Annotated in this window: 12 protein-coding genes; 9 read left to right on the forward strand and 3 right to left on the reverse strand. The window is 63.2% G+C overall.

The features are described 5' to 3' along the window. Positions 1–106 precede the first annotated feature (106 nt). From LK03_RS00745 to LK03_RS00780, 8 genes are all read left to right on the forward strand, one after another. Entirely contained in the window at positions 107–862 is a 756-nt protein-coding gene (locus tag LK03_RS00745; RefSeq protein WP_038410649.1) for a DeoR/GlpR family transcriptional regulator, read from the forward strand. A 187-nt stretch (positions 863–1,049) separates the two neighbouring features. Then, positions 1,050–2,582 carry a glycerol-3-phosphate dehydrogenase gene (gene glpD, locus LK03_RS00750; protein WP_038410650.1) on the forward strand — a complete coding sequence of 511 codons (1,533 nt, stop codon included), beginning with the start codon at positions 1,050–1,052 and terminating at the stop codon, positions 2,580–2,582. 263 nt (positions 2,583–2,845) lie between these two features. Continuing rightward, positions 2,846–3,778 carry a glutamate/aspartate ABC transporter substrate-binding protein gene (locus LK03_RS00755; RefSeq protein ID WP_038410651.1) on the forward strand — a complete coding sequence of 311 codons (933 nt, stop codon included), beginning with the start codon at positions 2,846–2,848 and terminating at the stop codon, positions 3,776–3,778. Between the two features lie 143 nt (positions 3,779–3,921). Next, a complete protein-coding gene (locus tag LK03_RS00760) occupies positions 3,922–4,668 on the forward strand; it encodes an amino acid ABC transporter permease (RefSeq protein WP_038410652.1) in 747 nt (248 codons plus the stop codon). Next, positions 4,669–5,340, forward strand: coding sequence for an ABC transporter permease subunit (locus LK03_RS00765; RefSeq protein ID WP_038410653.1), 672 nt, complete (start codon positions 4,669–4,671; stop codon positions 5,338–5,340). Then, on the forward strand, positions 5,337–6,071 hold the full coding sequence (locus tag LK03_RS00770) for an amino acid ABC transporter ATP-binding protein (RefSeq protein WP_038410654.1): 735 nt from the start codon (positions 5,337–5,339) through the stop codon (positions 6,069–6,071). Before LK03_RS00765 ends, LK03_RS00770 begins: the two co-directional genes overlap by 4 nt. 57 nt (positions 6,072–6,128) lie before the next feature. Further along, complete coding sequence (locus tag LK03_RS00775; RefSeq protein WP_038410655.1) at positions 6,129–8,033, forward strand: sensor histidine kinase; 1,905 nt, start codon at positions 6,129–6,131, stop codon at positions 8,031–8,033. Beyond that, positions 8,030–9,355, forward strand: a complete 1,326-nt coding sequence (locus tag LK03_RS00780) for a sigma-54-dependent transcriptional regulator (protein ID WP_038410656.1) — start codon at positions 8,030–8,032, stop codon at positions 9,353–9,355. Before LK03_RS00775 ends, LK03_RS00780 begins: the two co-directional genes overlap by 4 nt. Before the next feature lie 9 nt (positions 9,356–9,364). Here LK03_RS00780 and LK03_RS00785 read toward each other — a convergent pair whose 3' ends face one another. Beyond that, positions 9,365–10,357, reverse strand: coding sequence for an alpha/beta fold hydrolase (locus LK03_RS00785; RefSeq protein ID WP_038410657.1), 993 nt, complete (start codon positions 10,355–10,357; stop codon positions 9,365–9,367). A gap of 193 nt (positions 10,358–10,550) precedes the next feature. On the opposite strand from LK03_RS00785, the gene metR reads away from it, so the two are divergent. Next, positions 10,551–11,468 carry a transcriptional regulator MetR gene (metR, locus tag LK03_RS00790; protein ID WP_038414539.1) on the forward strand — a complete coding sequence of 306 codons (918 nt, stop codon included), beginning with the start codon at positions 10,551–10,553 and terminating at the stop codon, positions 11,466–11,468. On the opposite strand, the gene LK03_RS00795 is transcribed toward metR, so the two are convergent. Together LK03_RS00795 and LK03_RS00800 are read right to left on the reverse strand one after the other, a co-directional pair. Further along, a complete protein-coding gene (locus LK03_RS00795) occupies positions 11,452–11,865 on the reverse strand; it encodes an NUDIX hydrolase (protein WP_038410658.1) in 414 nt (137 codons plus the stop codon). The two genes, metR and LK03_RS00795, sit on opposite strands and share 17 nt — an antisense overlap. A 63-nt stretch (positions 11,866–11,928) precedes the next feature. Then, entirely contained in the window at positions 11,929–12,192 is a 264-nt protein-coding gene (locus LK03_RS00800) for a type B 50S ribosomal protein L31 (protein ID WP_038410659.1), read from the reverse strand. Positions 12,193–12,219 lie beyond the last annotated feature (27 nt).

A 12,219-nucleotide genomic window follows, 5' to 3' on the forward strand; every position in this document is an offset into this window, starting at 1 on the left:
CGCAGTGCCGCTGGCCTACGGCCCGTGTAGCCCCTGACGCACTGGCCGTCATCCCTTTCCTACGGCATGATTGCAGCATTTGTCCGGCAGCCTCCAAGGACCGCCCATGAATCTGCCTCCACGCCAGCAACACATCCTCGATCTGGTCCGCGAACGCGGGTATGTCAGCATCGAAGAGATGGCGCAGTTGTTCGTCGTCACCCCGCAAACCATCCGCCGAGATATCAACCAGCTGGCCGAGCTGAATATGCTGCGCCGTTACCACGGTGGCGCTGCCTATGATTCGAGCATCGAGAACACCGCCTACAGCATGCGCGCCGATCAGATGCGCGACGAAAAGCAGCGCATCGCCGAGACGGTCGCCGGACAGATTCCTGACCACGCGTCGCTCTTCATCAATATCGGCACCACCACCGAATCCATCGCCCGCGCGCTGCTCAACCACAGCCAATTGAAGGTCATCACCAACAACCTGCACGTGGCCTCGATTCTGAGCGCCAAGGAAGACTTCGAAGTGCTGGTCGCAGGCGGTACGGTACGCCGGGATGGTGGCGTGGTGGGTCAGGCCAGCGTCGATTTCATCAGCCAGTTCAAGGTGGATTTCGCCGTGGTCGGCATCAGCGGCATCGATGAGGACGGCAGCCTGCTGGACTTCGACTACCAGGAAGTACGGGTATCCCAGGCGATCATCGCCAATGCCCGCCAGGTCATCCTCGCTGCAGACTCAAGCAAGTTCGGGCGCAACGCCATGGTCCGCCTGGGCTCGATCAGCCTGGTCGACTGCCTGGTGACCGACAGGCCGCCCTCCCCTGCGCTGACCCATCTGCTCAACGAGCACAAGGTACGTTTGGACTTGGTGTAAGCAGCACTCACCCAGGCGCAGCAGGCATGCAAACCGATCAGTTAAATGTTCGATAATGTTCGATTCGTCGAAAAACGATCAGATAACCAACCCAGGCACTGGTGATTGAACTATACCTGGGCTAGTATTTTCGCAAACGAACATTACTGTTCACTTTGCTGATACTCGCGCCCAGGAGGCCTTCACCGTGTCCCAGCCCGTCACCTCCACGCCCCCGCTTGCCGACTGCTACGACGTTGCCGTGATTGGTGGCGGCATCAATGGTGTCGGTATCGCCACCGATGCCGCAGGCCGCGGACTGAGCGTGTTTTTGTGCGAAAAGGACGACTTGGCCCAGCACACCTCCTCGGCCAGCAGCAAGCTGATTCACGGCGGCCTGCGCTATCTGGAGCATTACGAATTTCGCCTGGTTCGCGAGGCGTTGGCCGAACGTGAAGTGCTGCTGGCCAAGGCACCGCACATCGTCAAGCCGATGCGCTTCGTCCTGCCCCACCGCCCTCACCTGCGCCCGGCATGGATGATTCGCGCCGGCCTGTTCCTGTATGACAACCTGGGCAAGCGCAAGCGTCTGGGTGCCTCGCGCAGCCTGCGCTTCGGCCCGGGTTACCCGCTCAAGCCGGCCATCACCCGCGGCTTCGAATATGCCGACTGCTGGGTCGACGATGCACGCCTGGTGGTGCTCAATGCCATGGCCGCGCGCGAACACGGCGCGCACATCCACACCCGCACACGCTGCTTGCGCGCCGAGCGGGTCGAGGGCATGTGGCAGGTCGATCTGCAGCGCGCCGATGGCAGAACCTACAGCATTCGCGCCCGCGCGCTGGTCAATGCCGCAGGCCCTTGGGTCGCCAGCTTCATCAAGGATGACCTCAAGCTCACCGCGCCCTACGGCATCCGCCTGATCCAGGGCAGCCACCTGGTGGTGCCGCGTCTCTATGAAGGCGAACAGGCCTACATTCTGCAGAACGAAGATAAGCGCATCGTCTTCTGCATACCTTACCTCGACCGCTTCACCCTGATCGGCACCACCGACCGCGAATACAGCGGCGACCCGGCCAAGGTGGCGATCACCGAGGCGGAAACCGACTACCTGCTGAATGTGGTCAACGCCCACTTCAACCATCAGCTGAGCCGCAGCGACATTCGCCATACCTTCTCGGGGGTGCGACCGCTGTGCAACGACGAATCGGACAACCCCTCAGCCGTCACACGCGACTACACTCTGGCGCTGTCGGCCACCAGCGGCCAGGCACCGCTGCTCTCGGTGTTCGGCGGCAAGCTGACCACCTACCGCAAGCTGGCCGAATCGGCCATGGCCGAGCTCAAGCCGTTCTTCACCCAGATGCGCGGCAGCTGGACCGCCGAATCGCCACTGCCCGGTGGCGAGCAGATGAGCACTGCACAGGTGCTCGGCGAGCAACTGCTGGCACGTCACAGCTGGCTGGCAGCCGACATCGCCAAGCGCTGGGCAGTCACCTACGGCAGCCGTGTGTGGCAGATGCTCGACGGTGTCAGCGGGCCTGCCGACCTGGGTCAGGCCTTCGGCGCCGGGTTGTTCGGCCGCGAAGTCGACTACCTGCGCGCCAACGAATGGGCGCTGGAGGCCGGCGATATCCTCTGGCGACGCACCAAGCTGGGTCTTGCGCTGAACCAAAGCGAACAGCAGGTCCTGGCAAACTACCTGGCAGAAACCGCGCAGCGGTCCACCGCAGCAGCCTGAGAAACACGTCGGTGCACCTATTCATTCGGATAACCGAACGGTGCACCGACAGTCGTTCGGTATTCCGCACGAATACTTACTTACAGGTTCATTGAAAAAGATCAAACCCCGCGATTTTCACGACGTTATAGTCGAGCCGTGAGCTTGGCACGACTCATGCTCTACACTTGGTCATCGTCTGCGGCCATCACGCGCCGCAGAGGTTGAACGAAAGAGTCCGCCAACGGCTCCATAAAAAAAACAAACACGTCGAGGAAAATTTGATGCGTATCGTTCGTCAATTGCTGGGCGCGGCCATCGCCGCTGCGGTATTCGCTTCTCCCGTCATGGCCGAAGAGCTGACCGGCACCCTGAAGAAGATCAAGGACTCCGGCACCATCACCCTGGGCCACCGCGACTCCTCCATTCCGTTTTCCTACCTGGCTGGCAAGTCAGAGCCCATCGGCTACTCGCACGACGTGCAACTGGCTGTGGTCGAGGCCCTGAAGAAGCAACTGGGCACAGACATCAAGGTCAAGTACAACCTGGTCACCTCTCAGACCCGTATCCCGCTGGTGCAGAACGGCACCGTCGATCTGGAGTGCGGCTCCACCACCAACAACGTCGAACGTCAGCAGCAGGTTGGCTTCACGGTCGGCATCTTCGAAGTCGGTACCCGTCTGCTGACCAAGGTCAAGGACGGTCAGCCGGCCTACAAGGACTTCCCTGACCTGGCCGGCAAGAACGTCGTGACCACCGCCGGCACCACCTCCGAGCGCCTGCTCAAGGCCATGAACGCCGACAAGCAGATGAAGATGAACGTCATCTCCGCCAAGGACCACGGCGAAGCCTTCAACATGCTCGAAAGCGGCCGCGCCGTGGCCTTCATGATGGACGACGCACTGCTCGCCGGCGAAATGGCCAAGGCCAAGAAGCCTACCGACTGGGTCATCACCGGCACGCCTCAGTCGTACGAAATCTACGGCTGCATGGTGCGTAAAGACGACCCTTCCTTCAAGAAAGCGGTTGACGATGCCATCGTCGCCTACTTCAAGTCGGGTGACGTGAACAAGAGCTACGACAAGTGGTTCCAGCAGCCGATTCCGCCCAAAGGCCTGAACCTGCAGTTCCCGATGAGCGACGAGCTTAAGAAACTGATCGCCGAGCCGACCGACAAGGCCGCCGACGACAAGCCCGCCGACAACAAGACCTCCTGACCCCACCCCTGGCCTGCTGCGCCGTATGCGCGTGAATTAACCCGGCAGGCCTGCCGTTAGTGTCTAACCTTTCCTTCGAGGGCGCTCGTCGCCCTCGAAGGCTGGAAGGTGCCCGTGAAACGATCGTCTGAGGGGAAATCCCGATGAATTACAACTGGGACTGGGGCGTGTTCTTCAGGTCCACCGGGGTGGGCGACGAAACCTACCTCGATTGGTACATCACAGGTCTTGGCTGGACCATCGCCATCGCCATCAGCGCCTGGATCATCGCGCTGCTGCTGGGCTCGGTGCTGGGTGTCATGCGTACCATGCCGAACCGCCTGGTGTCGGGAATCGCCACCGCCTATGTCGAGCTGTTCCGTAACGTGCCGCTGCTGGTGCAACTGTTCATCTGGTACTTCCTGGTACCCGATCTGCTGCCTGAAGGCCTGCAGGAATGGTTCAAGCAAGACCTCAACCCGACTACCTCGGCGCTCATCAGCGTGATCATCTGCCTGGGCCTGTTCACCGCAGCGCGGGTCTGCGAGCAGGTGCGCACCGGTATCCAGGCGCTGCCGCGCGGCCAGGAATCGGCAGCACGCGCCATGGGCTTCAGCCTCACGCAGATCTACAGCAACGTGCTGCTGCCCCAGGCCTTCCGCATCATCATTCCGCCGCTTACCTCCGAGTTTCTCAACGTCTTCAAGAACTCCTCGGTCGCGTCCCTGATCGGCTTGATGGAACTGCTGGCGCAGACCAAGCAGACCGCCGAGTTCTCCGCCAACCTGTTCGAAGCCTTCACCCTGGCAACGCTGATCTACTTCACCCTCAACATGGGGCTGATGCTGCTCATGCGCCTGGTCGAGAAGAAAGTCGCCGTGCCCGGCCTGATTTCCGTAGGAGGCAAGTAAATGGAACTGGATTTCAGCGAAATCATTCCTGCACTGCCGGCACTGTGGGATGGCATGCTGCTGACCCTCGAGCTGATGATCATGGGCGTGGTCGGCGGTATCGCCCTGGGCACCGTGCTGGCCCTGATGCGGCTGTCGTCGAGCAAACTGCTGTCGCGCCTTGCCGGCGCTTATGTCAACTACTTCCGCTCCATTCCGCTGCTGCTGGTGATCACCTGGTTCTACCTGGCGGTGCCGTTCGTGCTGCGTTGGATCACCGGAGAAGACACGCCAATCGGCGCGTTCACCTCCTGCGTGGTGGCGTTCATGATGTTCGAGGCGGCGTATTTCTGCGAAATCGTCCGCGCCGGCGTGCAGGCCATCTCCAAGGGTCAGATGGGCGCCGCACAGGCGCTGGGCATGACCTATGGGCAGACCATGCGCTTGATCATCCTGCCCCAGGCGTTTCGCAAGATGACGCCCCTGCTGCTGCAACAGAGCATCATCCTGTTCCAGGACACGTCGCTGGTGTACACCGTCGGCCTGGTGGACTTCCTCAACTCGGCACGTGCCAACGGCGACATCATCGGACGCTCCCACGAGTTCCTGATCTTCGCCGGGGCGGTGTACTTCATCATCAGCTTCTCCGCTTCGTGGCTGGTCAAGCGTCTGCAAAAAAGGATCGCCGTATGATTTCCATCAAGAACGTCAACAAGTGGTACGGGGACTTCCAGGTACTGACCGACTGCAACACCGAGGTCAAGAAAGGTGAAGTGGTGGTGGTCTGCGGTCCGTCCGGCTCGGGCAAATCGACCCTGATCAAGTGCGTCAACGCGCTGGAGCCGTTCCAGAAAGGTGACATCGTGGTCGACGGAACCTCGATCGCCGACTCCAAGACCAACCTGCCCAAACTGCGTTCGCGGGTGGGCATGGTGTTCCAGCACTTCGAGCTGTTCCCGCACCTGAGCATCACCGAGAACCTGACCATCGCCCAGCGCAAGGTGCTCGGCCGCAGTGAAGCCGAAGCGACCAAGAAGGGCCTGGCGCTGCTCGACCGTGTGGGCCTGAGCGCCCACGCCAAGAAGCATCCCGGCCAACTCTCTGGTGGTCAGCAGCAGCGCGTGGCGATTGCCCGTGCGTTGTCGATGGACCCGATCGTCATGCTGTTCGACGAACCGACCTCGGCGCTCGACCCGGAAATGGTCAACGAAGTGCTCGATGTGATGGTCGAGCTGGCCCACGAAGGCATGACCATGATGTGCGTCACCCACGAAATGGGCTTCGCCCGCAAGGTGGCCAACCGGGTGATCTTCATGGACAAGGGGCATATCATCGAAGATTGCCAGAAAGAAGCCTTCTTCGGTGATCCAAGCGGACGCCACGAGCGCACCCAGCACTTCCTGAGCAAGATCCTGCAGCACTGAGTGTCATCAGCCTGCGTTGCCTCGGCAGCGCAGGCTGGTGGTGACAAGGCCACTGTGATGAAATGCAACCCCGCGCTGCTTCGCCTTACCCGGCCCACCGTGAAATCCCGTCTGCTTCGCCAATTGCTCATTCCGCCGCTGATCATCCTGCTGATGGTGGGCATCGGCCTGGTCGCCTTCCTGGTCAGCCAGAGCAACGGCATCCGTACCCTCAGCGAAACCGGCGAGCGTCAGCTCGAGCTGCACGCGCGCACGGTGGAAAGCGAGATCAGCAAGTACACCTACCTGCCCAGCCTGCTGGAGCTCAATGACAGCGTGTCGCAGTTGCTGCTCGACCCCGATGGCGGCGCTCGGCAGTCGGTCAACGAATACCTCGAAGGCATGCAGCGGCGCAGCCGCAGCCGGGCCATCTACATTCTCGATACCCAGGGCCGCGTCCAGGCCACCAGCAACTGGCGCGATGCCGACTCGTTCCTCGGTGAAGACCTGTCGTTCCGCCCCTACTTCCAGGATGCCGTGCGCGGCCAGCCGGGACGCTTCTACGGCATTGGCAGCACCACCGGCGAGGCTGGCTACTACCTCGCCCACGGCCTGGAAGAACACGGCAAGATCATCGGCGTAGCGGTGATCAAGGTACGCCTCGACACCCTGGAGGAACGCTGGCAGCGCGCGCGCCTGGAAGCCTTCGTCAGCGACGAGAACGGCATCATCATTCTTTCCAGCGATCCGGCGCGACGCCTGAAGTCGTTGCAGCCGCTGACGCCGCAGGTCAAGGAACAGCTCGCGCGCAGCCTGCAGTACTACTGGTGGCCGCTGGAGGAACTGCAACCGCTGGCCCGCGAGCCACTGGCCGATGGCGTCGAAAAGCTCACCTTCCCGGCCAACAGCGAAACCGCCCATGGCGAGCAGAGGGAAGTCACCTACCTGTCACAGACCCGCCGTCTGGCCGACACGCCCTGGCACTTCACCCTGCTGACGCCATTGCAGGACCTGCGCCGCGAAGCCATGGTGCAGGGCGCGCTGGTGGCCTTCGCCTTCGCTTTGTTGACCATCCTCGGTATCGCCTGGAACGAGCGGCGCAAGGTCATCGCCACGCGCCTGGCCGCCCGCGAAGCGCTGCAGGAAGCCAACGCCCAGCTCGAACGGCGCATCGCCGAGCGTACCGCCGACCTGCGCGCCAGCAACGAGCGGCTCAAGGGACAGATTCGCGAGCGCAGGCACGCAGAACAGACCCTGCGCCAGGCCCAGGATGAGCTGGTGCAGGCCGGTAAACTGGCCGCCATCGGCCAGATGTCCACCAGCATCGCCCATGAACTCAATCAGCCACTGGCGGCACTGCGCACCTTGTCGGGCAACAGCGTGCGCTTCCTGGAGCGCGGCGCGCTGGATGTCGCCAGTGCCAACCTGCGCACCATGAACGAGCTGATCGACCGCATGGGCCGCATCACAGCCAGCCTGCGCTCGTTCGCCAAGCGCAGCGACGATGGCGGTCAGGCGTCGCTGTGCAAAGCCGTGGATGCCTGCCAGCAATTGCTGGCCGCGCGCCTTTCCAGCAGTCGCCTGCGGATTCATCGCGACTTCGACGAGCAGCGCCTGGCCATCGACCAGACCCGCCTCGAGCAGATCCTCGCCAACCTGCTGGCCAATGCCCTGGACGCCACCCAGGACCAACCCCGCCCGACCCTGTGGCTGGAGGGCGAACTGCAGGGCGAACGCTACCGCCTGCAAATACGCGACAATGGCCACGGCATCGACCTCGAAGCACGCAAGCACCTGTTCGAACCGTTCTTCACCACCAAGCCAGGCGAACATGGCCTCGGCCTGGGATTGACCTTGTCGGCCAGCCTCGCCGCCGCCGCCCAGGGCAGTCTCAATGTCGAGCATCCCAGCGAAGGCGGCACCGCTTTCGTGCTGGTGCTGCCCCTGGCAAACCCATCCCTCGATACGGCTGAGCATCCATGACCCAAGCCCCCCTGACCGTCCTGATCGTCGAAGACGATCCCCATGTACTGCTGGGCTGCCAGCAGGCCCTGGCGCTGGAGGACATCGCTTGCGAGGGGGTGGGCAGCGCCGAGGCGGCGCTGGAACGCATCGGCGATGACTTCGCCGGTATCGTGGTCAGCGACATCCGCCTGCCCGGTATCGATGGCCTGGAGTTGCTGGCAAGGCTCAAGGCCCGCGACCGCAGCCTGCCAGTGGTGCTGATCACCGGTCACGGCGACATCGACATGGCCGTGGGCGCGATGCGCAATGGCGCCTACGACTTCATGGAAAAGCCGTTCTCACCCGAGCGTCTGGTGGATGTGGTACGCCGCGCCCTGGAGCAGCGCGGGCTGGCCCGCGAGGTGGTAGCCCTGCGCCGCCAACTGGCCGGGCAAGGCTCGCTGGAGGCGCGCATCATCGGTCGCTCGCCGGCCATGCAGCACCTGCGCGAGCTGATCGGCAATGTCGCCGATACCTCGGCCAATGTGCTGATCGAAGGCGAGACCGGCAGCGGCAAGGAACTGGTCGCCCGCTGCCTGCACGATTTCAGCCGGCGTCAGGGCCAGCCCTTCGTCGCCATCAACTGCGGCGGGCTACCCGAGAACCTGTTCGAAAGCGAAATCTTCGGGCATGAGGCCAATGCTTTCACTGGCGCCGGCAAACGGCGCATCGGCAAGATCGAACATGCCAATGGCGGCACGCTGTTCCTCGATGAAATCGAAAGCATGCCGATCAACCTGCAGATCAAACTGTTGCGCGTGCTGCAGGAGCGCACCCTCGAGCGGCTGGGCTCGAACACCAGCATTCCGGTCGACTGCCGGATCATCGCGGCGACCAAAGCCGACCTGCAAAGCCTCGGTCAGCGCGGCGAGTTCCGCAGCGACCTGTATTACCGCCTGAACGTGGTGACCCTGGAGTTGCCGCCGCTGCGCGAGCGGCGCGAGGACGTCCTGCAACTGTTCGAACATTTCCTCGAACAGGCGGCGCTGCGTTTCGACCGCGAAGCACTGACGCTGGACAGCCAGACCCTGTCGCAGATCATGGCCCACGAGTGGCTGGGCAACGTGCGTGAGTTGCGCAACGTGGCAGAGCGCTTCGCATTGGGTTTGCCGGCGTTCAAGAAGAGCCCGAGCGGCGCCAGCCAGGGGCTGGGTTTTGCCGAAGCGGTCGAGGCGTTCGAGCGCAACCTGCTCAGCGAGGCGCTGCTGCGTACCGGCGGCAACCTCAGCCAGGCCAGTCAGGATCTGGGCATGGCCAAGACCACCCTGTTCGACAAGGTGAAGAAATACGGCCTGGGCTGAACGCTGCGCTTAAAGCCCGGCGATGTGCGCAGGTTCAAGGCGCTGGGCACGCAGGTAAGGCAGGATCGCCCCCAGCAAGGGTGCCTTGAACGGTTCTTGCAGACGGTGGGCAAGGCCTGGAATCAGTCGCAGCTGGCTGCCGCGGATGTGCGCTGCCAGGTGCACCCCGTGCATCACCGGCAGCAGTGGGTCGGCCGTGCCGTGCACCACCAGCGTCGGCACCCGCAGCTGGTTGAGCAGCGCCACGCGACTTGGCTCGGCAAGAATCGCCATGATCTGGCGCCGCCCACCTTCGGGGTTGAAGCCGCGGTCATAGGCGCGCGCCGCCTGTTGCAGCAACTGCGTTCGATCATCGGCGACCCGCGGGTTGCCCAGCGCAGACAACAGCTCGACCTGCTGCTGCAACGCCGTGTCGCGGTCACCGGCGCCGCGCCGAGCGAACAGCTGCACCAGCGCCGCACTGGGCGCCGGCAAGCCCACCGCGCCCGAGCTGGACATCAGCAGCGTCAGGCTGCTGACCCGCTCAGGTGCTTTGGCCGCCAGATGCTGGGCGATCATGCCACCCATGCTCACACCCAGTACGTGAAAGTGCTCGATACCCAGCTGGTCCATCAACTGCAGGCCGTCGTCGGCCATGTCGGTGAGGCCGTAGGGCGCTGCCACCGGCAGGCCGAGCTTGTAGCGCAGCAGTTCGAGGGTCAGGCTGGCCGACGCTGGCGGCTGCGTCCAGCGGGTCAGGCCGGCGTCGCGGTTGTCATATCGAATGACCCGAAAGCCCTGGCGACACAGCGCCTCGACCACGTCATCGGGCCAGTCGATCAACTGCCCGCCCAGGCCCATGACCAGCAGCAACGCCGGATCATTTGCGGCGCCCACGCTCTGATAGGCCAGGCTCAGCTGACCCAGCTCGGCCTGCTGCACCGGCACCTGCGCATCACAGCGCGCCGCTGCGATTCCGGGAACCCCCACCCACAACATCACCCACACCAACAACGCTCGCATGCCCTGAACACCAGATTGCAGATTCCCAGTAGAGCGCGAGTGTGATGAATTGCGTTCAAGCGCGCTGCCACACTTCAATGACAGTTTGATGAAGCCGGCCAAGCGGTCATGTCGGCACGGGTCGACACCTGCCATAACATGAGGGAAACTCATCGCCCTGATCACATCGGTGGGAATGACCCCGGAGTTTGCTGTGCTGGAAATCCGTCACCTGAAAACCCTTCATGCCCTGCGCGAGGCCGACAGTCTGGTGGAAGCGGCGGAACGCCTGCACCTGACCCAGTCGGCACTCTCTCATCAGTTCAAGGAACTGGAAGAGCGCCTGGGCCTGCCGCTGTTCGTGCGCAAGAGCAAGCCGCTGCGCTTTACCAGCGCCGGCCTGCGTCTGCTGCAACTGGCCGATGCCACCTTGCCCTTGCTGCGCAGTGCCGAGCGCGATATCGCGCGTCTGGCCGGCGGTACCGCCGGGCGCCTGCACATGGCCATCGAGTGCCATAGTTGCTTTCAGTGGCTGATGCCGACCATCGATCAGTTTCGCGACGCCTGGCCGGAAGTGGAACTCGACCTGGCCTCGGGGTTTGCCTTCGCACCCTTGCCGGCGCTGGCCCGCGGTGACCTTGACCTGGTCGTGACCTCCGACCCGCTGGACCTGGCAGGCATCACGTACGTGCCGCTGTTCACCTACGAGGCCATGCTGGCAGTGGCCAATCAGCACCCGCTGGCGAGCAAGCCCTACATCGTGCCGCAAGACCTGCTCGACCAGACCCTGATCACCTACCCGGTGGAACGCGACCGGCTGGACATCTTCACCCGCTTTCTCGAGCCGGCCGATATCGAACCGGCGGGGGTACGCACCTCGGAGCTGACGGTCATGATGATGCAACTGGTCGCCAGCGGCCGTGGCGTGTGCGGCATGCCGCATTGGGCGCTGCACGAGTACAGCTCGCGCGGCTATGTGAAGGGCAAGCGCCTGGGCGAGAAAGGCCTGTTCGCCACGCTGTACGCGGCGGTGCGCACCGACATGCTCGACGCGCCCTACATGCGCGATTTCCTGTTGACCGCCAAGGACACCTCGTTCGCCACCCTCGATGGGGTCAGTGCGGTGCGCTGAAGCGTTCGCGGTACAGCGGCAGGATCTGCTCGGCCGTCAGTGGCGCGAGCTCGACATCTGGGGTTTGGTCTGCGCTTAGCCACAACACCTGCTCGATCTCGGCGGCAGGTGCGACGGGTTGATCGGTGAGCACCTGGAACAGCTCGGCGTGCACCTGACAGCCAGGCTCGTTGGCTGCCGGAGCGCTGAAGCTGCCCAGGTGCTGGGCAGCCTGCGGTTCGATGCGCACGCCAAGCTCTTCGAACAGCTCGCGAGCAAGGGCCTGGGGCGCGGTTTCACCGGAATCGATCTTGCCACCAGGCTGCATGAAGGCCTGGGTGCCGCGTTTGCGCACCAGCAGGGTACGGCCCTGCGGGTCGACCAGCAGAGCGGCGGCGATGCGAATGATGTTGGACATGAAGGGGCTGCCTGAATGGGCGTGCGAGCATTACACGCCCACGGTGCTCAGACAAGCGGCAGGTCACGGTGCAGGCTTGCTGGCGAAGCCGGCGAAGCGCTTGTTGAAGCCGGCGACACGGCCTTCGACGGTGGTCTTGCGCTGCTGACCGGTATACACCGGGTGAGATGCGCTGGACACATCGAGGGCCACGTAGGGGTAGGTGTTGCCGTCGCTGTGCACCTGGGTGCGGTCGGTGTCGACGCTGGAGCCGATGAGGAAGTACACGTCTGCGGCGGTGTCGTGGAACAGCACGGTACGGTATTGCGGGTGGATGCCAGGTTTCATGGTGGGTACTCCTGAGATAATTGATAC

The organism is Pseudomonas cremoricolorata (genome assembly GCF_000759535.1).
Taxonomy (GTDB): Bacteria; Pseudomonadota; Gammaproteobacteria; order Pseudomonadales; family Pseudomonadaceae; genus Aquipseudomonas; species Aquipseudomonas cremoricolorata_A.

Coding starts and splice junctions, on each gene's coding strand:
- LK03_RS00765 (WP_038410653.1), top strand. CDS start 4,669: ATGGAACTGGATTTCAGCGAAATCATTCCTGCACTGCCGGCACTGTGG.
- LK03_RS00800 (WP_038410659.1), bottom strand. CDS start 12,192: ATGAAACCTGGCATCCACCCGCAATACCGTACCGTGCTGTTCCACGAC.
- LK03_RS00770 (WP_038410654.1), top strand. CDS start 5,337: ATGATTTCCATCAAGAACGTCAACAAGTGGTACGGGGACTTCCAGGTA.
- LK03_RS00775 (WP_038410655.1), top strand. CDS start 6,129: ATGAAATGCAACCCCGCGCTGCTTCGCCTTACCCGGCCCACCGTGAAA.
- LK03_RS00745 (WP_038410649.1), top strand. CDS start 107: ATGAATCTGCCTCCACGCCAGCAACACATCCTCGATCTGGTCCGCGAA.
- LK03_RS00760 (WP_038410652.1), top strand. CDS start 3,922: ATGAATTACAACTGGGACTGGGGCGTGTTCTTCAGGTCCACCGGGGTG.
- LK03_RS00795 (WP_038410658.1), bottom strand. CDS start 11,865: ATGTCCAACATCATTCGCATCGCCGCCGCTCTGCTGGTCGACCCGCAG.
- LK03_RS00755 (WP_038410651.1), top strand. CDS start 2,846: ATGCGTATCGTTCGTCAATTGCTGGGCGCGGCCATCGCCGCTGCGGTA.
- LK03_RS00785 (WP_038410657.1), bottom strand. CDS start 10,357: ATGCGAGCGTTGTTGGTGTGGGTGATGTTGTGGGTGGGGGTTCCCGGA.
- LK03_RS00780 (WP_038410656.1), top strand. CDS start 8,030: ATGACCCAAGCCCCCCTGACCGTCCTGATCGTCGAAGACGATCCCCAT.